The sequence below is a fragment of the Curtobacterium pusillum genome (assembly GCF_007680845.1).
In the GTDB taxonomy this organism is placed as follows: domain Bacteria; phylum Actinomycetota; class Actinomycetes; order Actinomycetales; family Microbacteriaceae; genus Curtobacterium; species Curtobacterium pusillum_B.
Genome location: NZ_VEIY01000007.1, coordinates 174,791 through 198,817, shown reverse-complemented (window position 1 = coordinate 198,817; position 24,027 = coordinate 174,791). Strand labels below are relative to the sequence as shown.

21 protein-coding genes are annotated in these 24,027 nt (G+C 69.9%); 8 read left to right on the top strand and 13 right to left on the bottom strand.

Going from position 1 to position 24,027, the window contains the following annotated elements:
• Positions 1–98 precede the first annotated feature (98 nt).
• From FS825_RS15270 to FS825_RS15245, 6 genes are all read right to left on the bottom strand, one after another.
• Positions 99–1,478: a glucose-6-phosphate dehydrogenase gene (locus FS825_RS15270; protein WP_144714584.1), complete on the bottom strand. Its 1,380-nt coding sequence runs from the start codon at positions 1,476–1,478 to the stop codon at positions 99–101.
• A gap of 185 nt (positions 1,479–1,663) precedes the next feature.
• A complete protein-coding gene (locus FS825_RS15265; protein ID WP_144714581.1) occupies positions 1,664–2,080 on the bottom strand; it encodes a cytochrome c oxidase subunit 4 in 417 nt (138 codons plus the stop codon).
• Positions 2,081–2,084: 4 nt separating this feature from the next.
• Positions 2,085–3,821, bottom strand: a complete 1,737-nt coding sequence (gene ctaD, locus FS825_RS15260) for an aa3-type cytochrome oxidase subunit I (protein WP_186377276.1) — start codon at positions 3,819–3,821, stop codon at positions 2,085–2,087.
• An 11-nt stretch (positions 3,822–3,832) separates the two neighbouring features.
• The gene (ctaC, locus tag FS825_RS15255; protein WP_144714578.1) at positions 3,833–4,735 is read right to left on the bottom strand and encodes an aa3-type cytochrome oxidase subunit II; all 903 of its coding nucleotides are present in this window, start codon (positions 4,733–4,735) and stop codon (positions 3,833–3,835) included.
• Between the two features lie 279 nt (positions 4,736–5,014).
• Positions 5,015–5,389 (bottom strand): HesB/IscA family protein, encoded by a 375-nt coding sequence (locus FS825_RS15250; protein WP_186377275.1) that lies wholly within the window; start codon positions 5,387–5,389, stop codon positions 5,015–5,017.
• Positions 5,390–5,447: 58 nt separating this feature from the next.
• Positions 5,448–6,896, bottom strand: coding sequence for a dipeptidase (locus tag FS825_RS15245; RefSeq protein ID WP_144714575.1), 1,449 nt, complete (start codon positions 6,894–6,896; stop codon positions 5,448–5,450).
• A 53-nt stretch (positions 6,897–6,949) separates the two neighbouring features.
• On the opposite strand from FS825_RS15245, the gene FS825_RS15240 reads away from it, so the two are divergent.
• A complete protein-coding gene (locus FS825_RS15240; RefSeq protein ID WP_260981261.1) occupies positions 6,950–7,525 on the top strand; it encodes a DUF3043 domain-containing protein in 576 nt (191 codons plus the stop codon).
• A 587-nt stretch (positions 7,526–8,112) separates the two neighbouring features.
• Here the strand turns inward: FS825_RS15240 and FS825_RS15235 are convergent.
• The 3 genes from FS825_RS15235 to hisD are packed head-to-tail and all read right to left on the bottom strand — an operon-like array spanning position 8,113 to position 10,995.
• A complete protein-coding gene (locus FS825_RS15235) occupies positions 8,113–9,189 on the bottom strand; it encodes a quinone-dependent dihydroorotate dehydrogenase (RefSeq protein WP_144714572.1) in 1,077 nt (358 codons plus the stop codon).
• Positions 9,186–9,674, bottom strand: a complete 489-nt coding sequence (gene nrdR, locus FS825_RS15230) for a transcriptional regulator NrdR (protein WP_144714569.1) — start codon at positions 9,672–9,674, stop codon at positions 9,186–9,188. The genes FS825_RS15235 and nrdR overlap by 4 nt, the downstream gene beginning before the upstream one ends.
• 13 nt (positions 9,675–9,687) lie before the next feature.
• On the bottom strand, positions 9,688–10,995 hold the full coding sequence (hisD, locus tag FS825_RS15225) for a histidinol dehydrogenase (RefSeq protein ID WP_144714567.1): 1,308 nt from the start codon (positions 10,993–10,995) through the stop codon (positions 9,688–9,690).
• A 52-nt stretch (positions 10,996–11,047) separates the two neighbouring features.
• Here hisD and FS825_RS15220 point away from each other — a divergent pair, with 52 nt between their 5' ends.
• The 5 genes from FS825_RS15220 to FS825_RS18735 all read left to right on the top strand — a co-directional run bounded on the left by FS825_RS15220 (position 11,048) and on the right by FS825_RS18735 (position 17,121).
• Positions 11,048–12,406 (top strand): rhamnosyltransferase WsaF family glycosyltransferase, encoded by a 1,359-nt coding sequence (locus FS825_RS15220; protein ID WP_144714564.1) that lies wholly within the window; start codon positions 11,048–11,050, stop codon positions 12,404–12,406.
• Positions 12,403–13,851 carry a glycosyltransferase family 2 protein gene (locus tag FS825_RS15215; protein ID WP_144714561.1) on the top strand — a complete coding sequence of 483 codons (1,449 nt, stop codon included), beginning with the start codon at positions 12,403–12,405 and terminating at the stop codon, positions 13,849–13,851. Before FS825_RS15220 ends, FS825_RS15215 begins: the two co-directional genes overlap by 4 nt.
• Positions 13,851–16,457 carry a glycosyltransferase family 2 protein gene (locus FS825_RS19080; protein WP_144714558.1) on the top strand — a complete coding sequence of 869 codons (2,607 nt, stop codon included), beginning with the start codon at positions 13,851–13,853 and terminating at the stop codon, positions 16,455–16,457. The genes FS825_RS15215 and FS825_RS19080 overlap by 1 nt, the downstream gene beginning before the upstream one ends.
• A 100-nt stretch (positions 16,458–16,557) precedes the next feature.
• Entirely contained in the window at positions 16,558–16,716 is a 159-nt protein-coding gene (locus tag FS825_RS18740; protein WP_186377274.1) for a hypothetical protein, read from the top strand.
• 249 nt (positions 16,717–16,965) lie between these two features.
• Entirely contained in the window at positions 16,966–17,121 is a 156-nt protein-coding gene (locus FS825_RS18735) for a hypothetical protein (protein ID WP_186377273.1), read from the top strand.
• Between the two features lie 57 nt (positions 17,122–17,178).
• Here FS825_RS18735 and FS825_RS15205 read toward each other — a convergent pair whose 3' ends face one another.
• Together FS825_RS15205 and FS825_RS15200 are read right to left on the bottom strand one after the other, a co-directional pair.
• Positions 17,179–17,784 carry an SGNH/GDSL hydrolase family protein gene (locus FS825_RS15205; protein WP_144714555.1) on the bottom strand — a complete coding sequence of 202 codons (606 nt, stop codon included), beginning with the start codon at positions 17,782–17,784 and terminating at the stop codon, positions 17,179–17,181.
• A 60-nt stretch (positions 17,785–17,844) separates the two neighbouring features.
• Entirely contained in the window at positions 17,845–18,525 is a 681-nt protein-coding gene (locus FS825_RS15200; protein ID WP_186377272.1) for an SGNH/GDSL hydrolase family protein, read from the bottom strand.
• A gap of 70 nt (positions 18,526–18,595) precedes the next feature.
• On the opposite strand from FS825_RS15200, the gene FS825_RS15195 reads away from it, so the two are divergent.
• A complete protein-coding gene (locus FS825_RS15195; protein ID WP_144714550.1) occupies positions 18,596–19,678 on the top strand; it encodes a glycosyltransferase in 1,083 nt (360 codons plus the stop codon).
• A gap of 85 nt (positions 19,679–19,763) precedes the next feature.
• Positions 19,764–20,612: a DUF6270 domain-containing protein gene (locus FS825_RS15190; protein WP_144714547.1), complete on the top strand. Its 849-nt coding sequence runs from the start codon at positions 19,764–19,766 to the stop codon at positions 20,610–20,612.
• Between the two features lie 107 nt (positions 20,613–20,719).
• Here FS825_RS15190 and FS825_RS15185 read toward each other — a convergent pair whose 3' ends face one another.
• Positions 20,720–22,429 (bottom strand): glycosyltransferase family 2 protein, encoded by a 1,710-nt coding sequence (locus FS825_RS15185; protein ID WP_144714544.1) that lies wholly within the window; start codon positions 22,427–22,429, stop codon positions 20,720–20,722.
• Entirely contained in the window at positions 22,426–24,003 is a 1,578-nt protein-coding gene (locus tag FS825_RS15180; protein WP_144714541.1) for a glycosyltransferase family 2 protein, read from the bottom strand. The genes FS825_RS15185 and FS825_RS15180 overlap by 4 nt, the downstream gene beginning before the upstream one ends.
• Between the last annotated feature and the right edge of the window lie 24 nt (positions 24,004–24,027).

Here is a 24,027-nt window from a genome sequence, read left to right as displayed (position 1 = left end):
AACAAGCCCACCACGGACGGACGGGAGGCGCGGTGCCAGCTGGCACCGCGCCTCCCGTCCGTCAGATCCGCCCGTTCAGGGCGTGACGCGCGCGTCCGTCAGGACGACGACTCCCAGTCCGCGGGACCGCGGGAACCGGCGCGGTACTCCTCGAGCGGGACCTCGTCGGCCTTCCACGCGTTCACGACCGGCTCCACGATCTCCCAGCAGCGCTCGGCCACGTCGCCGCGGATCGAGAGCAGCGGGTCGTCGTGGAAGATGCCGTTGAGCACCTCGCCGTACGGGGTGAGCTCGCCGTCCGCGAAGGACGAGGACAGCGTGACCTGCCCCATCTCGAACGGGTTGCCGCCGCCGTTCGCCGACACCGACAGCTCGATCTCGTCCGGGTTGAGGACGATGCGGAGCGTGTCGGCCTTCGGGCGGCCGGACAGGCCGGAGGGCAGACGCGTCACCGGCTTGAAGGTGATGAGGACCTCCTTGCGGCTGGCGCCGAGCGCCTTGCCGGAGCGGAGGGTGAACGGCACGCCCTTCCAGCGGGCGGTGTCCACCTCGACCGAGATCTCGGCGAGCGTCTCCGTCTGGCGCGACGGGTCGACGCCGTCCTCGTCCTGGTAGGACGGCAGTTCCTTGCCGTCGATCGTGCCGGCCGTGTACACGGCGCGACGCGAGGCGATCTTCGGGTCGCCGCCCTTCAGCTCGGTCGAACGGAGCACACGAGCCAGGGACGAGCGGAACTCGACCGCGTCGATGTCCGCCGGAGCGTCCATCGTGACGATGCCGAGGATCTGGAGCAGGTGCGACTGGATCATGTCGACCATCGCGCCGGCCTCGTCGTAGTACTGGGCGCGGTTCTCGAGACCGAGGGTCTCGTCGTAGAAGATGTCGACCTTCTCGATGTTGTCCGCGTTCCAGATCGGCTCGAACAGGCGGTTCGCGAAGCGCAGACCGATGATGTTGAGGACCGTGGTGCGGCCGAGGAAGTGGTCGGTGCGGTGCACGCGCTCCTCGGGGACGAGCTTGAGAACCGTCTCGTTGAGGGCCTTCGCGCTGGCGACGTCGGTGCCGAACGGCTTCTCGAACGCGAGCGTGGTGCCCTCGGGGAGCTCGACCTGCTGCAGCGCCTCGCAGATGTCCGACGCGATCTGCGGCGGCAGCGCGAAGTAGAGGATCGGCTCGGCGTCCTCGTCCGCCGCGGCGAACAGGGCCTTCAGGTGCTCCGGGTCGGTGGGGTCGCCCTGGATGAACTGCGTCGACGACAGGGTCGCGTCGACCTCCGGGCCGTGCACGTCCTGCGACGCGAAGGACTTCGTGACGACGTCCTTCCACTGCTCCTCGCTGCGGGCGCTGCGGCCCGTGCCGATGAGCTGCACGGGGACTGCTCGACCGCTCTGCAGGAAGGTCCCGAGGCCCGGGAGCAGGAGACGGGAGGCGAGGTCGCCGGTCGCGCCGAAGATGATGAGAGTGCGCTTGTCGGTCACCGGAGGTGACTCCTTTCGCTGTGGTGGGGGGTCCGCTGCTGGTCAAGCCGGGCGCGGGCCGGTTGATTCCCGGTTCGGGGCCGGGATGCTCGTGGGGTGCTGCACGCCTGTCTACGCCAGACGCACTTCGGGCGGCACCGGATGTGGTGCCGCCCGAATGTGTCAGGTGCGTCGGAGCGTGGAGATCAGTGCCCGAAGTTGCCGCGGTAGTACTCGTAGACCCAGCCGACGAGGGTGATCGCGACGCACGCGAGCCCGATCGGCACGATCCACAGGCCGGCTGCGACACCGAGGAAGACCAGGGCCGTCGCACCCGCCAGGAGGATGGGCCACCACGACCACGGGCTGAAGTGCCCGAGTTCGGCGTCGCCGTCCTCGATGTTGGCGTCCGGACGGTCCTCGGGGAGGACGCCGCCCTGCGAGGACATCACGCGACCGAGGTAGAACGCGATGAACGCGGACATGATCCCGGTGAGGCCGATGGCCACGGTGCCGACCCACTCCGGCTCGCCGTAGTAGATCAGCGACCAGATGGTGTACGCGGCGTCCGCGAGGATGAAGAACCCGAAGAGGATCCAGAACAGGTTGGTGTTGGCGCGCATCGCCTTACTTCACCTCGCCCTTCGCGGCGTCGTAGGTCGGAGCGTCCGGTGCGTCCTTCGCAGGACCCACACCGATCGGCACACCCGCTTCGGGGTGGTTGAGGTCGAACGCCGGGGACTCCGAACGGATGCGCGGGATCGACGTGAAGTTGTGGCGCGGCGGCGGGCAGCTGGTCGCCCACTCGAGTGAGCGGCCGTAGCCCCACGGGTCGTTCACGGCGACCTTCGGCGCGTTCCGGGCGGTGACGTAGACGTTGAAGATGAACGGCAGGAACGAGACCGCGAGGATCATCGAGCCGATCGTCGACAGCTGGTTCATCCAGGTGAAGCCGTCGTTCGGCAGGTAGGTCGCGTAGCGACGCGGCATGCCGATGACGCCCAGCCAGTGCTGGATGAGGAACGTCGTGTGGAACCCGATGAACAGGAGCCAGAAGTGGATCTTGCCGAGACGCTCGTTGAGCATCTTGCCCGTCCACTTCGGCCACCAGAAGTAGAAGCCGGAGAACATCGCGAACACGACGGTGCCGAAGACCACGTAGTGGAAGTGCGCCACGACGAAGTACGAGTCGGACACGTGGAAGTCGAGCGGCGGCGACGCCAGGATCACACCGGTGAGCCCACCGAACGTGAAGGTGATGAGGAAGCCGACGGCCCAGAGGAGCGGCGTCTCGAACGTGACCGAGCCGCGCCACATCGTGCCGACCCAGTTGAAGATCTTCACGCCGGTCGGGACCGCGATGAGCATCGTCATGAGCGAGAACCACGGCAGCAGGACGCCGCCGGTGACGTACATGTGGTGTGCCCACACCGTGACCGAGAGGGCCGCGATGGCGATGGTCGCGTAGACGAGGGTCTTGTAGCCGAAGATCGGCTTGCGGCTGAAGACCGGGAAGACCTCGGACACGATGCCGAAGAACGGCAGCGCGATGATGTACACCTCGGGGTGACCGAAGAACCAGAACAGGTGCTGCCAGAGCAGGGCGCCACCGTTGGCCGGGTTGAAGATCTGCGCGTCGAACACGCGGTCGAGACCGAGGCCGAACAGCGCTGCGGCGAGGACCGGGAAGGCCATCAGCACGAGGAGCGCGGTCACGAGGGTGTTCCACGTGAAGATCGACATGCGGAACATGGTCAGACCCGGGGCGCGCATCGTGATGATCGTGGTGATGAAGTTCACCGCACCGAGGATCGTCGAGAAGCCGGTCATGCCGAGCCCGAAGACCCAGAGCGTGCCACCGAGCCCTGGCGTGAACGTCGTGTCACTCAGTGGCGCGTAGGCGAACCAACCGAACGAGGCGGCACCCTGCGGGGTGAGGAAGCCACCGACCGCGATGAGCGAGCCGAACAGGTACAGCCAGAAGGCGAACCCGTTGAGTCGCGGGAACGCGACGTCCGGTGCTCCGATCTGGAGCGGCATGATCGCGTTCGCGAAGCCCGAGAACAGCGGCGTCGCGAACATCAGCAGCATGATCGTGCCGTGCATCGTGAAGAGCTGGTTGTACTGCTCCTTCGTCGCGACCACGTGCAGGCCGGGCTCGAAGAGCTGGGCACGGATCACGAGCGCCATGACACCCGCGAGCAGGAAGAACATGAACGACGCGATCAGGTACATGTACCCGATCGTCTTGTGGTCGGTGGAGGTGATCCACCGGATGATGATGTTGCCCTTCCGACCGACCTTCGATGCCTGGAAGTCCGGCGTCGAGGGTCTGGTCGGCTGGCCGACGAGTGACGTTGTCATCTGACGAGCCCCTACTTGTTCTCGCTGGACGCCTCGACCGGCGCCGTGTTGTTCGGTTCGTTCGTGTTGGTGTTGTACTCGTTGCCGAGCAGACCGACCTTGCCCTGGTCCTTGAGCTCGCCGAGGTACTTCTCGTACGCGGCCGGCGTCACGACCTTCACCTGGAAGAGCATGAGCGAGTGGTACTCACCGCAGAGCTCGGCGCACTTGCCCTGGTACGTGCCGAGCTTCTCGGGGATGAAGTACTCGTAGTTCGTCTTGCCCGGGAGCATGTCCTTCTTGTACAGGAAGTCGATCACCCAGAAGGAGTGGTCGACGTCGCGAGACGACAGCTCGATCTTGACCTTCTTGCCCTTGGGCAGGTACAGGGTCGGCAGCTGCGACTCGTCGATCGCCCCGTTCGCGTTCTCTTCTTCCTGGGCCTGGATGCCCTGGTAGTAGACGCTGTCCTCGGGGTTCTTCTGGTCGATGTAGTTGAAGTCCCACGCCCAGCGCTTGCCGTACACGTGCACGGTCGCGTCGGGGTTGGTGAACGGCTTCTCGATCGCGGCCTGGTCCTTCGCGGTGAAGGCGAAGAAGCCGAGCACGAGGATGAGCGGCACGATCGTGTAGAAGATCTCGAGCGGCATGTTGTACCGCATCTGCACCGGGAGGCCCGTCTGGCCCTTCCGACGGCGGTAGACGATCGCGGCCCAGATGATGAGGCCCCACACGATCAGACCCACCGCGAGCAGCACGACCCAGCTGGTGGTCCACAGGCCGACGATGCGGCTCGTGTGGTTGGTGACGTTCTTCGTCTCCTCCGTGCCGGGGAGCCATCCGTTCAACTGCTGCTGCGTGCAGCCAGCCAGTGCGATGACCAGACCGACGGCCACCGGGACGGCCGCCCAACGTATACGGCGATTCGAACGCACTGTTACCTCTCGGAAGACGTGAAACCGGAGCAGGCCGCGACGTGAAGGTCGCGCATGGCTCGCTCCCAGCTTGGTTGGAACACTCCTAGCTTACTCGCAGCTCGAGACCGCTCGCGCACACGCGACACGCTCCGAGCCGGGATGCGCGGCGCGGTCGAGCGCGTTTTCCCTGGTCGCGGGCGATGCCACGCCCGGGGAACGAACGAGCGGGGAGCGACCGTGTCGGTCGCTCCCCGCTCGTGTCGGGCGCGCTGCTGACCGGTGGTCAGCGATCGGCGGTCAGTGGAAGCTGTCGCCGCACGCGCAGCTGCCCTGCGCGTTGGGGTTGTCGATCGTGAAGCCCTGCTTCTGGATGGTGTCCTCGAAGTCGATCGAGGCGCCGTCGAGGTACGGGACGCTCATCTTGTCCACGACGACCTCGACGCCGTCGCCGAACTCGACCGCGGCGTCGCCGTCGAGCAGGCGCTCGTCGAAGTAGAGCTGGTAGATCAGGCCCGAGCAGCCGCCGGGCTGGACGGCGAGGCGCAGGCGGAGGTCGTCACGGCCTTCCTGCTCGAGGAGGCTCGCCACCTTCGCCGCGGCCGCGTCGCTGAGCAGGACGCCGTGCGACGGCGTCTCCGTCGTCGGTGCGTTGTCGGTGATGGTGTCGCTCATCCGCGCGTCTCCCTCCGGGCGGTGTGGTTCACCGCGCCTGCGTCGATTGTAAGCACCGTCAGCCGCGAGTCGCGAGACGCGCGAGGAGGATCGTCTCCGACGCGATCGCACGGTGCAGCACGCCGAGGTGCTGCGACTCGTTCGGGCTGTGCGCACGGGTGTCCGGGTCCTCCACGCCGGTCACCAGGATCTGCGCCTCCGGGAACTCGGCGGCGAGGTCCGACACGAACGGGATGGACCCGCCGATGCCCTGCTCGACCGCCTCGTTGCCCCAGCCCTCCCGCATGGCGACCCGCGCCTCCTGGACGGCCCACCCGGCCGTGTCGACGAGGAAGCCGTCGCCGGCGTCCGGCTCGCTGATCTCGAGGTGCGCGCCGAACGGGATGTGCGCGCGGAGGTGCCGCTCCACGGCGGCAGCGGCCTCGGCCGCGTCCTGGCCCGGTGCGATGCGCACCGAGACCCGGGCGGAGACGGTCGGCAGGAGGGTGTTCGACGCGTTCGCGACGCTCGGCACGTCCATCCCCGTGACGGTGATCGACGGCTGGAACCACATCCGGGACAGGACCGCGCCGCGGCCGACCGGACGGACACCGGGCAGGAGTGCGGCGTCGGTCGCGAGCTCGTCCTCGGAGCGGTCGGGCACGTCCGCCTCGTACGACGTCAGGCCCTCGACCGCGACCGACCCGTCGTCGTCGTGGAGCGAGGCGAGCAGGCGGACCATCGGGATCATCGCGTCCGGGGCCGCTCCCCCGAACATGCCGCTGTGGCTGGCGTGCTCGAGGGTCGTCAGGGTCAGCTTGAACGTGACGTTGCCGCGGAGCGAGACCGTGATCGACGGGACCTCGGCGGACCAGTTGTCGCTGTCGGCCACCACGATGACGTCGGCGGCCAGGTGCTCCTTCTGCTCACGCAAGAAGGTCAGGAAGGAACGGGAGCCGAACTCCTCCTCGCCCTCGACGAAGAGCACGACACCGAGGTCGAGGTCGTCGCCGAACTGCGCGTGCAGCGCCCGCAGCGAGGCGATGTGCGTCATGACACCGGCCTTGTCGTCCGAGGCGCCGCGGCCGTACAGGCGGTCGCCGCGGAGGGTCGGCTCGAACGGCGGGGTCTCCCACAGCGCCTCGTCGCCCTGCGGCTGCACGTCGTGGTGCGCGTAGAGCATGACCGTCGGTTTGCCGTTGCGGGCCGGGCGGACCGCGAGGACGGCCGGCTGGCCGAGCGCCGCGTCGTCCCCGTCCGCCACGTCCGCGGTCGCGCCCTGGATCGCGGACCGGACGATCCGGACGTCGTCGGCACCGAACACGCCGGTGGACCGGGCGAACTCCGCGACGGCCTCGGCACTGGCGCGGACGTTGGCCGGGTCGAACGCCGACCAGGACACCGAAGGCAGACGCACGAGCGCGGAGAGGTCCGCGATCGTCGTGGGCAGGCCGCCCTGCACGTGTTCGCGCAGGGCGTCGAGGAGCGCGGGGTCGGTCGCGGAGCTGTGCTGTTCGGTGTCGGTCATGTCCCGTAATCTAGAGGACGATCCCGCACGCACACCGCCGTTAGGAACGCACCGTGGCGAAGGCAGCCCCCAAGACCAACACGACCGTGAACCCGACCGAGGAAGAACTCCTCGAGCAGGGCAAGGGCCGCCCGACGCCGACCCGCCGCGAGCGTGAAGCAGCGAACCGCCGCCCCATCGTCGGCGGTTCCGCGGAGGACAAGAAGGCCGCGCGGGCGCGCCTCAACTCCGAGCGCGAGAAGGCCCGCGTCGGCATGGCCAACGGCGAAGAGCGCTACCTCCCCGCGAAGGACCGCGGCGAGCAGCGTCGGTTCGTGCGCGACTGGATCGACGCCCGCTGGAACGTCGGCGAGATCATGATGCCGGTGCTCGTGCTGTTCCTGATCGTCGGGTTCGCCGCGTCGGCGACCCCGATCGCCTCGTACGCGCTCCTGCTCGTGTGGGCGTTCGTCGCGCTGTTCGTGATCGACTGCATCGTGCTGTGGCTGTCGTTCCGCAAGAAGCTGACGAACAAGTTCGGGTCGATGCAGCGCGGGACGTTCTTCTACATCCTCACGCGGGCGTGGCAGCTGCGCTTCCTGCGCCTGCCGAAGCCGCAGGTCAAGCGCGGGCAGTACCCCGCCGTCTGAGTCCCGCCGAAGCGCCGTCCGGCTCGCGCCGGGCGGCGCTTCCGCGCGCGGGCCCGCCGAGCGGGCGCAACGCGCCGCGCGCGGCCGCCGAGCGGGCGAAGTACGTCACCCTCGCCGCGTCCACGCGGCCGAATCCGCCCGCTCGGCGACGCCGGCCGGGCCCCACTGCCGGACTGGAGGCGCGGTGCGGGGCCGACCCGCGCCTCCAGTCCGGCAGGCGGTCACGCCGCGCGCGTTCGCCGAGCGGGCAGAACGCGCCGTGCGCGTCCGCCGAGCGGGCGCAACGCGCCAGGCGCGCCCGCCGAGCGGGCGAAGTACGTCACGCTCGCGGCGCGCAGGCGGCCGAATCCGCCCGCTCGGCGGAGCCGGCCGGGCCGGCGGGCCCCCGGGCGGCCCGGCTGGAGGCGGGCGCGCCGGGCGCCGGGCGAGCGGGCGCAACGCGCCGCGCGCGTTCGCCGAGCGGACGATTTACGTCACGCTCGCGGCGCGAGGGGGACGAAAAATGCCCGGTCGGCGAAACCGGCGGCCGCGCGCAGCGCGCGCCGCGCGCGTCAGCGCCCCGCGCGCCGCGCGGCGCGCCGCGCGCGTCAGCGCCCCGCGCGCCGCAACCGCCGGCGCCGCAACCGGTTGATCCGCGTCGCCCACGACGGCCCCTCGTAGAGGAACGCCGTGTACCCCTGCACGAGCGTCGCCCCCGCGTCGATCCGGTCCTGCACGTCCTGCTCGCTCGTGACACCCCCGACCGCGATGACGCAGAAGTCCCCCGGCACCGCAGCGCGCACGCGCCGCAGGACTTCCAGGGAACGGGCAGCGATCGGTGCCCCGGAGAGACCGCCAGCGCCCATCTCGGAGACCGAAGCGTCCGGCGTCACCAGCCCGGACCGTGCGATCGTGGTGTTGTTCGCGATGATGCCCGACAACCCGAGCGAGACCGCGAGCGAGGCGATGGCGTCGATCTGCTCGTCGGTGAGGTCCGGCGCGATCTTCACGAGCACCGGCACCTTGCCCGCGGCGTCGCGCACCGCCGACAGCAGCGGTCGGAGTTGGTCGAGCTCCTGCAGCCCGCGGAGTCCGGGCGTGTTCGGCGAGCTGACGTTCACCGCGAGGTAGTCCGCGAACGGGGCGAGCCGCCGGGCGGACTCGAGGTAGTCGTCCACCGCGTCGGCGACGTCGACGACCCGGCTCTTGCCGATGTTGACGCCGATCACCGGGCGACCGGGGTTCCGGCGGGCCCGCTCGAGGCGGCGTGCTGCGGCGGCGGCGCCGTGGTTGTTGAAGCCCATGCGGTTGATGAGCGCACGGTCGGCGATGAGCCGGAAGAGCCGCGGCCGCTCGTTGCCGGGCTGGGGCTTCGCGGTGATCGTGCCGACCTCGACGTGGCCGAACCCGAGCACGCCGAGTCCGGCGATGCCGCGCGCGTCCTTGTCGAACCCGGCGGCGAGCCCGAACCGGGACGGGAAGTGGATCCCCATCGTGGTCACGCCGTCCAGGGCCGACGGGCGGGAGTACCGCTCGACCAGCCCGCTGACGATCGGCACGTGCGGCAGGGCCTGGATCACGGCGAACGCGACGTGGTGCGCCCGCTCGGGGTCCATGTTGGCGAACACCGAGCGGAACACGACGGCGTAGGCGCCGCGGACGAGTCGTTCGGCGACGCCGCTCACGCGCCAGCCCCGGCCGGGGCCGCCGGGTCGCCGGCGCTGTGGTGGTCGATGCGGAGCTGGGTGATCGCGTCCTCGAAGTCCTCGAGGGTGTCGAACGCCTGGTAGACGCTGGCGAACCGGAGGTACGCGACCTCGTCGAGCTCCCGCAGCGGCGCGAGGATCGCGAGCCCGATGTCGTTCGCGTCGATCTGGCTGGAGCCCGAGGAGCGGACGGTCTCCTCGACGCGCTGCGCGAGGACGGCGAGGTCACCGTCGGTCACGGGACGGCCCTGACACGCCTTGCGCACGCCGGACACGATCTTGTCGCGACTGAACGGCTCGGTGACGCCGTTCCGCTTCACGACGTTGAGCGACGCGGTCTCGGTCGTCGAGAACCGACGACCGCAGTTCGGGCACTGTCGACGGCGGCGGATGGAGGTTCCGTCGTCGCTCGTCCGTGAGTCGACGACGCGGGAGTCCGGGTGGCGGCAGAAGGGGCAGAACATGTCGCCTCCCAGGCTACCGGTTCGTCCGCTCGGTGACGGCGGCACCGTGCGCGGGGAGCTGTTCCTCGGCGGAGAGGGCGACGATGTGCGGCGCGACCTCGGCCAGGGCCTCGGCCGTGTACCGGATCACCTGCTGCGGCCGGAGGAACGTCGACGCGGACAGCCCGGCGCCGAACCGCGCCTGGCCCCCGGTCGGCAGCACGTGGTTGGACCCGGCGAGGTAGTCGCCGAGGCTCACGGGCGTGCTCGGCCCGACGAACACCGCACCGGCTGCGTCGACGTCGGCGAGCACCCGGTCGTCGTCCGCGGTCTGGATCTCGAGGTGCTCCGGCCCGTACGCGTTGCTCACGGTCGCCGCGTCGGCGAGCGAGTCGACGAGCACGATCGCGGACTGCGGTCCGTCCAGGGCGGTCTGGAGGCGCACAGCCGTCCCGAGCGCCGCCACCCGTGACGGGACGGCCGCCTCGACCGCGTCGGCGAACGCCTCCGACGTGGTCACCAGGACGCTGCCGGCCTGCTCGTCGTGCTCGGCCTGACTGACCAGGTCCGCGGCGACGTACCCGGCGTCCGCGGTCTCGTCGGCGATGACGAGGATCTCGGTCGCGCCGGCTTCCGAGTCGATGCCGACGACCCCGCGCACGAGGCGCTTCGCCGCGGCGACGTAGTTGTTGCCCGGACCGGTGACGAGGTCGACCGGTTCGAGACCGATCGACGCGACGCCGTACGCCAGCGCGCCGATCGCCCCGGCGCCGCCCATCGCGTAGACCTCGTCGATGCCGAGCAGCCCGGCGGCGGCGAGGATGGTCGGGTGCACCGCTCCCCCGTGGCCCCGCTGCGGGGGCGACACGAGCGCGATCGACCCGACGCCGGCGACCTGCGCGGGGACGACGTTCATGACGACGCTCGAGGGGTAGACGGCCTTGCCACCCGGGACGTAGAGCCCGACGCGGCGCATCGGCTGCCAGCGCTGGTGCACCTCGGCACCGTCGGCCAGCGTCGTGACCGATCCGACGGGCACCTGCGCGGCACTGGCCGCCCGGACGCGACGGATCGCCTCGTCGAGCGCTTCCCGGAGCTCCGGCGCGAGGCCGGCCACGGCGGCGGCGATCTCGGCGGCGGGGACGCGCACGTCCCGGGGGGCTCCCCCGTCGAACCGTTCGGCCTGGTCGCGCAGCGCATCAGCTCCCTGGTGCCGGACGGCGTCCACGAGCTCGCGTGCGGCGTCGACGGCGTGCGAGACGTCGCCGGCGGCGCGGGGCATGAGTCGGAGGAGGTCGGCACGGGCGGGCAGGCCGCCACGGAGGTCGATTCGCTGCATCATCAGGCGCCAAGCCTACCGAGCGGCCCGCGCTCGACCAGTAACGTGAGCGTCGATGAACTTCGAGAAGGCACGACGCCTCGTCGGCGACCTCGTCCGCGTCAACGAGCGGTACGCGCGCGACGGGCACTACCGGAACGACGTCCGTGAACGACTGGGCCGCACCGTCTCCCGCGTCGACGTCGGCGTCGCACGACGCGAACGCGACCGGGTGCCGCTGGCCGCCCGTCCGTACGAGGGACTGGTCGAGACGAGCCTGGCGATCGCGGGCATCCGCACCGCCGAGCGCGCACCGGAGGTCGTGCTCGTGGTGGACGAGCTGCGCGAGGGCGCAGCGTTCGCCGGCGTGCAGACGGCACTCGCCGTGGCCCTGGCGCTGGGCGACCGGCTCGGGCGGAGCGTGCGGGTGGTGATGGTGCGCTGGACCACCCCGGGCAACAGCGCCGCGGCGGCGGAGTCGTTGATCGCCGACCGCTTCCCGGAGTCGCAGGTCGACGGCCGTCCCGGCGTGCGTGTCGTCCCGCGTGAACGGGTGCTCGACACCGAGTTCGGCCGGGACGACGTGTGGATCGCCACGCACTGGAAGACCGCGCACCCGATCGACGTCGCGGCGACCGCCGGCGTCATCCCCCGCGACCGCGTGGTGTACCTCGTGCAGGACTACGAACCCGGCTTCAGTCCGTGGTCGACGGAGTACGCGGTCGCCGCCTCCACCTACCGGGCCGGCTTCCGGATGCTCGTCAACTCCGAGCCGCTCCGCAAGTACCTCGCCGAGGTCGAGGCCCTCGACGTGCCGCGGGAGCGGACCTTCGCACCGCACCTGGACCTGGACCTCCTCGAGCGGGTCGCGGCTGCCCGTCGCCGGGAGGACGTCGTCCGCGTCCTCTTCTACGGGCGGCCGAGCAAGCACCGGAACCTCTTCCGACTCGGCGTCGCCGCACTGCGCGTCGCCGTGCAGGAGCTGGCGGCGGACGGCCTCCGGGTCGAGTTCCACTCCGCCGGCGAGCAGCACGGGGACGTCGAGCTCGACGGGGGCCGCGGCGACGTCAAGCTCGTCAGCCACGGGACGATGCCGTGGGACGACTACTTCCGGTTCATCGCCTCGACCGACGTCGTCCTGTCGCTGCAGCACAGCCCGCACCCGAGCCACCCGCCGTTCGACGGCGCGATCTCCGGCGCCCGCGTGGTCACGAACGAGTTCCGGGACACCCGCGGCCACCTGCACCCGAACCTCGCCGCGGTCCCGGCGGACGCGCACTCGCTCGGGCTCGCCGTCGCGGCCGCCGTCCGGACGGTCGCCGCCGAGGGACCGGACGGGTTCTCGCCCTTGCCCGAGGGAGCGCTCGGCGGTCCCCTCGAAGCCGCGGTCGACGCCGTCGCCACCGCACTCGACGCAGAGGAGTCCTCCCGATGACCCGCCCCACCCTCGTCGTCGTGCCCGTCTACGGCGACCTCGAGTCCCTGCTGCGCTGTGTGGACGGGTTGGTCGAGCACCTCGACACCGGCCGGCACCGCGTGCTGCTCGTCAACGACTGCGGCCCCGACGCCGACGCGATCGAGCGGGCCCTGCTCGAGCGCATCGGCGACCGCCCGGGATTCCGGTACGAGCGCAACGACCACAACCTCGGCTTCGTCGGCACGTGCAACCGTGCCGTGCTCGAACTCGACACCGGCGCCGACGCCGAGGCCGTCCTCCTGCTCAACAGCGACGCCGTGCCGACCGCGGGCTTCCTCGACGCGATGCTCGCCGTGCTCGACGAGGAGCGCACCGGAGTGGTCACCGCGCGCAGCGACAACGCGACCATCGCGAGCATCCCCTACCGCCTGACGAACCGCGGGGCCGCCCGGACGGAGACCAGGACGCGAGCGGTCTGGTCCGAGGTCGCCCCGCTCCTGCCCGTGTCGCAGGTCCTGCCCGTCGCGATGGGCTTCTGCTTCCTGACACGTCGCGAGCTCATCGCCGAGCACGGCCTGTTCGACGACGCGTTCGCCCCCGGCTACGGCGAGGAGAACGACTACTGCCTCCGGATCGCCGCCGACGGCTGGCTGGCGAAGATCGCGAACCGCGCGCTCGTCCTGCACACCGGCGGCAAGAGCTTCTCCGGCAACCGCAACGCCCTCCGCGCCGCGCACCAGCGCGAGCTCGAGCGCCGCTACCCCTTCCTCCCCGAGGCGGTCGCCGCGTACCAGCGGCACGGCGCGACCGCGACCGAGCGCTTCGCCGACGCGCTGGTCCCGGCCGGTGCGGTGGCCCGCCTGGCCGTCGACCTGCGTCACGTCGAGGACGCGGATGCCACGGCCCGCAGGCTCGACGCGGCCTTCGGGGACGGCTTCGCCCTGGAGGCGCGGCTCCCCTCCGGCACGTCGGCTCCGGCCGCGTGGACCGTCACCACCGACGACCCGAACCCGGACGACCTCGTCACCGTCTCCGTGCTCGTGGACCCCACGCCCGCCGAGGTCGTCGCGGCGAACCGGCGCGCCCTGCACCTGGTGGTGGTCCGCACGCCGCCCCCGACCGTGCCGTGGTCGTCACGCACACACCGGAGCGGTGCCGACGCGATCGCTCCCCTGGTCGACGACGCGGTCGACGTCGTCACGACGCTCGACGGGCTCGGAGACGCCGCCGACCAGGTCGAGCAGGCATTGCTCGCGCCGATCGCGGACCGGAGCGCCGCACTCGAGCGTCGCTGGGCAGCGCTGCTCCCCCTCGACCTGACCGCCGCCGAGGTCGCGTCGGACAGCGCGTCCGACGAGGTCACCCGGCTGCGCCGCGAGCTCGACGACCTGCGCGCGAGCCGGTCCTTCCGCACCGGTCAGGCGATCGCCAAGGTCGCCTCCCGCCTGCCGGGACGCCGCTGATGGCCGACCGCACCGGCATCGGACGGGTCGCACGGCGGCTCGCACGCGGGCTGCGCGGCCCCGAGAAGCCGCTCACCGTGACCGACCGCCTCGACCGCTGGGCACGACGCATCGCCGAGTTCGGCGTGCTCGACCGCGCGTACCTCGAGGCCCAGACCGGCCGCACCTTCGCCACCGACGACGAGGCCATCGCCTTCTACGTGCACAACGACGGGCAGCGCGGTCTCTCGCTCAGTCCGCTCGTGGAGCACGAGTGGATGCGCGAGCACCAGCCCGTGCCCGCGATGTCCTGGTACGACGCGCTGCACCAGGAGGGGCCCGAGCTCTTCCAGACCGGACCGCTCTTCGACGCCGGGGTGTACGCGGCATCGCTCGCCGCGGCAGACCGACCGGCCTCGACCCTCGACGCCCTCCGCCACTTCCTGCGGAACGCGACGGACGCGACCGCGCTCCCCGTGCCTCCAGGCCGTCGCGGACCCGCACCCACCTGGGGCGCCGCCCGCGAGTCGGCCGTGCTGGCAGCCCGCGCCTTCGCCGACGCGCAGCACCGGACCCGGCGTCGCTACCGGACCGGGTGGGACGGACCCGAGACGGCCGAGGCGCTCGCGCGGTACCCGCGGGGGGCCGCGCGACGCGACGCCGAGCAGCCGCTCGTGTCGGTCGTGATGCCCGTGCACCGGCGGCCGGACGTCGTGGCGTCCGCCATCGGCTCGGTCCTCGCGCAGGAGTACCCCGCGTGGGAGCTCATCGTCGTCGACGACGGGTCCGGGGACGACACCGCCGAGGTCGCGCGCCGAGCGGGCGCGGACGACCCCCGGATCCGCCTCGTCGCCCGCGAGAACGGCGGCGCCGGAGCCGCCCGGAACACCGGGCTCACCGCCGTCCGGGGGGACTTCGTCGCGTTCCTCGACGCGGACAACACCTGGCGACCCGAGCACCTGTCCGCTGCGGTGGCCGCGCTCCTCGAGACGGACGGGCCCGGCGTGCACACCGGCGTGCGGATGGTCGGCGCGAACAACGCCGACGACTCGACCGCGCCGGTCGAGACGTTCCGGGGCGAGGACGGCACCCTCGAGGACCTCCTCGCCGGGAACTTCATCGACCTCAACGCCCTCGTCGTCCGGCGTGACGTCGCCGCCGCCGTGGGGCCCTTCGACGAGACCCTGCGCCGGTGGATCGACTGGGAGTGGCTGCTCCGGATCGGGAAGCGCTTCGGCGTCCCCGCGTACGTGCCCGTCATCGGCGTCGACTACGACAACGTCAGGGACCCCCGTCGGGTGTCGTCGGCGCAGCCGGCGTCCTGGCAGGAGGTCGCGCTCGCGCGGCACCGCATCGACTGGGACGCGCTCGCCGCCGCCGCGCCCACGCGGGACGCGGCCCTGGTCTCCGTCGTGATGCCCGTGTTCCGCGACTGGACCATGACCCGTCGCGCGGTCGACACCGTGCTCGGAGCGGCGGACCACGACGGCGACCGGGTCGAGGTCGTCATCGTCGACAACGGCTCGCCGCGCTCCGTGTCGGCGATCCTCGGCGCCTGGTTCCGTGACGAGCCGCGCGTCGTGCTGCAGCGCGAGGACCGCAACCGGAACTTCGGACTCGGCAGCGACCTCGGACTCGCTCGCTCGTCGGGCGGGACCGTCGTCATGCTGAACAACGACACCGAGGTCACCACCGGGTGGCTCCGGCCGCTCGTCGCAGCGCTGGACGACCGCGCGGTGCTCGGTGCGCAGCCGCTCCTGGTCTACCCGGACGGCGTCGTCCAGACCGCCGGCACCGTGTTCGGCGGCGACAAGGTGCTCCCGTGGCACTTCCTCGGCGACCACCCGCGGCACGACGCCTCGCGCGCGTTCGCGGGGTCCGGCGGTGCGCCCGTTCCCGCCTCCACTCGGTTCTCGGCGATCACGGCCGCGGCGGCGGCGTTCCGGGCCGTCGACCTGATCCGCTGGCGGGGGTTCGACCCCGTGTACGCGAACGGGCTGGAGGACGTCGACCTCTGCCTCCGCGCACTCGAGTCGTCACCGGCCGGCTCGACGTTCCTCGTCGTGCCCGCGTCCGTCGTCGTGCACCACGAGAGCCGCTCCCCCGGCCGGGACGACGCCCGGGTCGACAACCGCCGGATCTTCGATGAGCGCTGGCGTGGCCGGTACCCGGCGGCCGACGCGGTCGACCGCTACGACGCCGCGGGCCTGCGCTACCTCGGCGTCGAGCCGGGGCTGCCGAAGGGGCACGCCGTGATGGTGCGGTCCTCGCGCCCGGTCGTCGTGCGCGAGGAAGGGGCCGTGGGGCTCCGGGTCGCCGTGAAGCACGACGGGACACGGGTGGCGGACGTCACCGCGCTGGTGACAGCCCTGGACCGGGCTGGGCACACGGTGCAGGTCGACGTGGCGTCGTCCTGGTACCGCGGGTCGAGCGGGATCGACGAGGTGACCGTGCTGGTCGGCGGCGGGGCGGGGGCGTCCGGGTCCCGAGGGCCGTCGTTCGTGCCGCAGCCGGGCGCGCGGAACGTCGTGTGGCTCGCTCCGGGGCAGGTCGTGGCGGACGGGGACTTCGCGGTGGTCGTGGCGGCGGACGGTGGGGCCGAGCAGGTGGTGCGGGCGCTGATCTGAGGTGGACCGACCGCTCCACTCGACGGCCTCCCTGCTTCGCCTGTCCGGACTGTCAGCGGATCCGGGGCGCGCGCCAGGGGCGGGAGCGTAGCTTCGCAGCATGTCACTCGTCGATCACCTTGGCCACATCGGGCACGTCACCACCGTGCAGTGCGCCGAGTGCGGAGTCTCGATCCGGCGACGAGATGCCTTCTTCGTGGACGGCGAAGCGTTCTGCTGTGTGCTGCACGAGGTGGAGCACTTCTTCGGGACCGTCTGATCCGTGCTCCAGGCCGCGCGACCGCGGGAACGTCCCGGCACTTGCGGGCATCGCGTCGGCCACCATCGGCGCGAGGGACCTGCTGAGCGTCGCGGTGATGTGATGCTCGTCCCGGTACACGAGCACTCCCCTCGTGCGGGCGCTCTGACGCGAGCCTTCGTCGAGTCCGAGTCGTATTCTTCGCCGACGTTCACCATGATCGGAGACAACCGAGGATCGTTGTTAACCTCTGCGGTCCACGCTGTCGGTATGTCCCTCCTCTCCGAGACCATGCGGTCGACGTTCACGACACGGTGCGCGGTGTGCGGCACGGTGATCAGCAAACGGAACGCGCTCGGCCACTCGGGCTTGGCGTTCTGCTCGGTACTCCATGAGGCCGAGTACTTCGTCGCTACTGCCGATTGACACGCCCCGAGCAGGCGTACCAGAGGTCCCGCCCGGCACAACCTGCGCCGTGCCTGGTCAGGGCGTGAGGTTCACTGGGACCCGGCCCTTGTTGAGGGCGGCGGTGGCGGCCGCCTGCCGGATGAACAGGCGCATTCGAACCGCGGCTTCGGCTGAGGCGTGTGGCAGCGGGTGCACGCCGTCAGCACTCGAGCCCCCTCCCCACGAGTTGTTCGACGCGCGCGCGAACGCGAACGGGTCCGCGACGATCCACCCTCTGCGCGCGCCGAGGTCGAAGAGGTGACGGTTGGCCACGACACCGTTGGCCCGTGCGTTGACCGGTCCGGCGACGAGGTTGCTCGGTGGGATCAAGCACAGCAACGCGGTGCCGCACTCCGCGAAGCGCACGATCTTCTCGATGTTGTCCGTCATCGTCTCGAACGGCACGCCTTCACGGACGTCGTTCATGCCGATCATGACGACGAGGACGTCGGCCAGCGATCGGCGGACTTGCCCGAAGGCACGCTCTGACGTGGCGTCGTCCTCCGCAAAGCCCCCGACCAACCGAAGGTGTCGGTCCCCGAGCTGGTCGCGCCACGATTCCGGCCGCGCCGTTACGGAGTCTCCGGACACGGCGAAGGTCAACGAGGAGTCGGGATCGATCTTGGAACGGCCTCTGAACATGCCTCGATGCTATCCACGCCACCGACCGGCTCCTGACACCGCACGAACCGGCACAAACGGTCAATCGGCGGCGAGCGGGATCGCGTGATCGTCCCGAGCGTGCTCGATGAGAGTTCGCATCGAGGACCCGAGCTCGCGGTACTGCCGAGCACCCGCGGGGTGCGTTCCGTCGTCGCTCACGCCCTGGACCCATCCCGCGCCGTTGCGGGCGAACTTCCACGGATCTCCCCACGACCACCCTTCACGGTCCGCGAGGCGACGCAGGTCCTGGTTGTACTCCATTGCTGCATGAGGCTGCCAATGGTACGGAGGGATCGCGGCGATCAGCACTGTCCGAGGATGAACCGTTCGTACGATGGATCGATACGCAGCGGCTTCGACACCGAGCGTCCGGTGCAGGCGGACCGCGTTCGTGCCGGCGAGGATCACCAGGACGTCGACGTCCGACACGGGTCGCACAGACTCCGCCATCTGGTCAGGGGTCGCACCCGATCGAGCCCAGCCCCCGACGAACTCGATGCCGTCGCCGACGGCGCTGGTGATCCAGGTCCCGTCGTCGAGACCGTTGCCGAGGAACCGCGAGCGGCCCGCGCTCAGGGAGTCGCCGACGACCGCAATACGCAGTGGTCCGGGCCGTCCAGAGCCAGCTGCCAGCGGAGTGGAGCGGTCGACGGTCACCATCGAGAGCGTGACGGCAGTGACGACTACGATCCCGACCAGTACCCATCGCATGACACGCATACCCCCATCCTCCCCGATTTGACAGGTGCTCATTCACTGGCCGACGCTCACATGCTCCTAGGATCGCTTCGTGGCAGACGGAGAACACCAGAGTGCTCGAGACGGTCAGCAGCCCGGACGCCTCGCCGTCTTCCCCGTGTACCGCGACAATCCCTACCTGAACCTGATGCTGCTTGCTCCTCGAGCGTCAGGATGGAGAGTGCTCGAGTCCGCGAGGCTCGAACGGCTCGAGCACGATCTCGCTGAGTTGCAGGTCGGGGACGTGATCCACGTTCACTGGACCGCACCGGTGGTTCAGCGCGCAAGCAGCCCGTCCGAAGCCCGAGCGCGGCTGGTGCGCTTCAAGCAGGCGATCGAGGCCGCACGGGGACGGGGCGCAAGACTGGTTTGGACCGTGCACAACGCGTTGGCCCACGATGCGCGGCACGAAGACCTGGAGATCGAGCTGAGCCGGTTCCTCGCGGGGACGGCGGACGTCGTGCACGTGCTCAACTCCAAGACCGATGAAGTGGTGTCCCCGCTCTACGACCTGTCGAAGCGGACGATCGCGCACATCCCGCACCCGAGCTACAGGGGGGTGTACGACGGAGCAGGTTCGCGTGACGAAGCGCGCGCCTCCTTCGAGCTGGAGGAAGACGACTTGGCCGTCCTCTTCTTCGGCCAGGTGCGCCCGTACAAGGGCGTTGACATGCTCATCGATGCACTCGGGAAGGCGACGCCCCCTGGGCGGATCGTGTTGATGCTCGCCGGCAAGACGTCCTCCGAGGACGTCCGGGTCGTCGACGCGCTCCTGCCCGAGGGCCTCCGAACGATCCGCCAGCACGACTTCGTCCACGATGGCGACGTGAAACGCTGGTTCGACGCCGCTGACGTCGCCGTATTGCCCTACCGACGCATCTTGAACTCCGGAAGTCTCCACCTCGCCGCGACCTTCGGGGTGCCCACCGTCCTGCCGGACGAGCCTCACCTACGGGGCGACTTCGGTGCAGAACGATGGATCCGGTGGTTCCGGCCAGGCGACGCGGGATCGCTCGCGGAAATTCTCTCGCAGCCGTTGCCACCACGGGGCACCGCGCGGGACTTCGCGGATCGGCTTTCTCCGTTCTCGATCTCGCGCCGGTACGACGATCTCCTGCGAAACCTCGTGGCATGATCGCGGCGCGACGCTGGCCCTCGTGTGCCCCTGAGGCATAATCGAACCTTGTCGTGCTCTCATGCTCGACTGGACGGAGTAGAGGGTGTCACCGGTCAAGGTCGCGATCGTCGGCTCGTGCGTCACGCGAGAGGCGTTCATCACACGCAACAATCCGCATTACAAAGACCTATACGAGCTCGGCCCGCTCGCCTGGCAGACCGGGCTCGTGAGCTTCCTCTCCGACCCGGTCGCTTCCGACATCGCATCGGCGATCGTGCCCGGCGAAAAGGTCAACGACCACGGCGCGCGGACCATGGCGCGTGACATCGCGAAGACCGACCGTGCTGAGATCGAGGAGTTCGCGCCGGACTTCTTGCTCTTCGACATCTACTCCGATGTCCGGTACGGGCTCGCCCGGATCGGGTCTGCGACGATCACGAACAATCCCAACAGCTTCCGGAAGACCGACTACTTCGCGGGGGGCGAGGGGTTCACGACCATGCACATGGCGAACGCCGCGGCCACGTACGTCCCACTCCTCGAGACCGCGGTCGACGACTTCGTTGAATGGAAGCAGCGGACGCTGCCGAACACCACCCTCGTCCTGAACTGCTTCCGTTACAGCTCTTACTACCGCACGAGCACTGGAGACCTGAACTTCGTGAAGTACCGCGGGGACCAGAAGCGCGACGACCTGTACCGCCGCCTGCTTCAGGAGAACGATCGGTATGACTCGTTGTACCGGTCGATTCTTTCCCGGCATGACCTCCGCGTCATCGACAACCGCGACCGGTCGTACCACTCCGATGGCAATCATCCGTACGGGATCTCGCCATGGCACTTCGGTCGTCCGTTCTTCCAGGACTTCATGGCGGATCTGGACCGCATGGTGCTGACCGACGTCATGCGTGGTGCGCACAGCAAGAGCACGCTCGCGAGCGTCGATTCCTGACGCGCCATTCAACGATCCGTCCGTGAACACAGGCCGGCGGACGACGCGATGAGTTGGACGTGTGGACGCGCTTCGACGCCGCGACTGACGCAACGGCCCTGACCGGGTCAGCGGCGTCCGCGAAGTCGGCTCCGGGCAGCGCGAGCGAAGCGACGAAGCAGATGTGGCGCGGCCCGCCGGTCGACGAGGACACGCCAGCCGTCTGCTCGATCGGCCAGCGGCTGCAGCTGGACTCCGTCACCGACCGGCGGCAGCGGCATCCGGGCGGTCACGACCGGGAGTCTCAGCTCGAGATCTCGGAACGAGACGACGAGCGCAACCCGGTGTCGTCCCGGGGCGAGATCCTCCGTGTGCACACGGGAGCGCCAGCGGGCGTCGTCGTGCTCGATCGCGCTGACGAACTCGGTGCCGTCGTCGCTCGTCATGGCGATCTCGAGACGTACCCCGTCCAGAGGATCCGACCGGAGCGGTCCCTCCATGGTCAAGCCCGCCGCGTCTGGAGATGCAACGTCGACGACGAAGGGCGCGAGGTGACGGACTGCCGATACCATCCGCACCCCGAGGGCATCGCCGTTCTGCACTGCTTGGGCGACGGCCCGCAGGACCTCGGATCGGGTCCTGGTCACTGTCATCAAAGGAGCGAGGTCAGAAATCGCCTTCTCGAGTGTGCAGCTGTCGGTGTGTTCGGCGCGGTTGGCAAGGAGCACGAGCGGGCCTTCGTCCAACAGCGCGTCGCGGTCGAGCTCGAACACGCTCGTCGCAGCCGGCCCGCCCCTCCACGCGATCGTGGCCGCCCACGCACGGAGCGAAGCGAGACGTACGCCGTCCGCGGTCGGGTCTTCCTGAGTCGCAACGGCGAACTGCACCGCGAGGTCTGCTGCGCCCTCTGCCACGAGGTACCAGAGGGCTCGCCGCTCGGCACGCACCGCCTCGCGATCAATCAACGGTAGCTCGGCCAACAACCCTCGGACTGCCTCGACAACGCGCGCGACGTCCTGTTCGCTCGGACACTCGCGGAGGAAGCGGGCGAGGTGGACGTACCCATCAGCGTCAAGGACGACGCGCGCATGCGCGCGCCGTACTTCGGGTTCCGAACCGGCGAGGAGCAAGGCCGCGGCAGACTCCTGGACGATGTAGCTCAAAGTTCCCTCGACTCCAGACGCGCGAGCGGTCATGGACGAGGCTCCGGGACGTTGCCGGTACAGGTAGACGATGCTCGGCACCACGGCGATACGTTCGGCGGCAACCAAGGCACAGACCATCGGGACGACGTCGTTGCTCCTGGCGGCGTCGGGAAAGCGCACACCGCTGGCCCGTAAGAAGCCCGATCGGAAGACACGATTCCAGCAGGCACGATTCGCGAGCAGCGCGGGCATCCCATCGAGGTTGGTCACCGCAGCCGACGTGACGTCGTACCAAGTCGCCATCGGCTCCCACGTCGCCCCTGAGCTGAACTTGAGGTGCCGCCCGATCGCCATCTCCGCGTCCGTCGATTCAAGGGCCCGGATGAGGGTCCGGTAGGCACCGTCGGGAACGAGGTCGTCCCCATCGGCGAAAGCGACGTACTCACCCCGAGCCAGGTCGAGGCCCTCGTTGCGTGCTGCGCCACCGCCAACCGATGCGGCGTGGTGTAGTCGCACGCGGCCGTCCTGTGCGGCCATCTCCTGGACGACCGCAACCGTGTCGTCGCCAGAGTGGTCGTCGATGACGATCACCTCGAGGTCGACGTCCTGCCGGAGGATGCAGTCGAGCTGTTCCCTGATCCAGGGACCGACGTCGTGCACAGGCACGATGATCGAGAGCTGGACAGTCGTCAACGCAGCCCCCTAGCAGCGAGCCTTCGGGCGAGACGCACCGCTGCGGTTCGGCCCGTCTGCGCCGGGACGACGTCGACGCTGTGACTTCGGCCACCACTCATCGGGAACTCCAGGCGGAGCCGGTCCGAACCGCGGAGTCGAACTGCGAGCACCAGCGTGCCGTCGGACAGGACGCCGTCATGGATGACGGTCGTGACCCCAGCACGATCCTGCACCACGCGTCCCAGCGATGGACGGTCCAGGCCGGAGAGCATCACAGTCATCGTGCGCCCACGACGGCTCGCCGTAGCACGGAGGCGACGGTTGCGACGGAGGAACGCCACGTCGTTGAGCGATCCCGCGCGGAGTGCGGCGAGGACGCGCCGCTCGTGCTCGTCGAGGCCCACGGTGACGAAGGTGTCCCAGAAGTCAACGACTGTCTGCGGCCGAACCGGGGCCGCGTCGTCACGCTGCGCGGCGTCGAGCAAAGGACGGAACAAGCACTCTCGCCACAGGTCGGAGGCAAGTTGGTCCGTCTCACCGAAGACCGCACCGAGCTCCGGCGCCACGGCCGACCAGCGCACGACGGCGTCGTCAGACGGCGGTGCGAAGACCGCGATGAAGGCGGCGGCGAGCTCCAGCTCTGCCAGACGAACGAGCGCGTACGCCGTTCGCGGGAACGTGCTCAGACCGTCGAACTCGGCAGTGTTCGTCCACGTACTGATCCATTGCACGAACGCTCCCAGGGACCGCCTGCCATCCGGGCCGAGGAGGCCGATCCGACGAACCCTCGTCCAGGCTTCACGGCGGACGAGCCGTCGTCCGAGAATTGCGAGCACCAGCTCCGCGCCGTGCGCCGCGTACGTATCGATCGCCGCAGTTGTCTGTAGGATCCAGTCTTCGAGATCGTCGCCCCGCTGGATGCCGGAGGTGACGGATCCGTCGTGGCGGCGGTGGTTGTAGACCACCTCCGGCAGGACGTCCACGACGGCCTTGACGACGATCGAGGCCCACCAGGAAACGTCTTCGCAGGTCGTGCCGACGGGGAACTCGACACCGGCGTCCCGGAGCCACGCTCGACGAAACACCTTGTTCCAGGGGGTGTGGTCGAAGGCGAGCTGTGGAGTGTCCGCGAGCTGTAGTGCGGTTCCGCCCGTCTCCCAGAGGTCGTCGTCGACCGTCCAGTAAGTCGAGCGGACACCGTTCGGCGCGAACTGCTCGGCCCTACCGCTGACGAGGTCCGAGCCCGATTGGGTGAGGGCGGTGAGCAACCGCTCGTAGGCCTCCAGCGGAACGAGGTCATCGGCGTCTGCGAAAGCCACGAAGTCACCTGTCGCGTGCCGGAGGCCGACGTTCCGAGCGTTGCCAGCGCCGGAACGCTCTTGCACAACGACGACCCGCACACGATCGTCCTGCCGCACGAGCCGTTCGACCTCCATCTGCACGAGCGATCCGACACCGTCGAGCACGACGATGATCTCGAGGTGCGCGTGACACTGTGATCGGAGCGCGTCGAGCGCGACGTCGAAGTGCTCGTCCACGCGTCCAACGGGTACGACGACCGACAGCAAGGGGAGCGATCCGGTCACAGGCATCTTCTCCAGGGGTTCACCACGTTC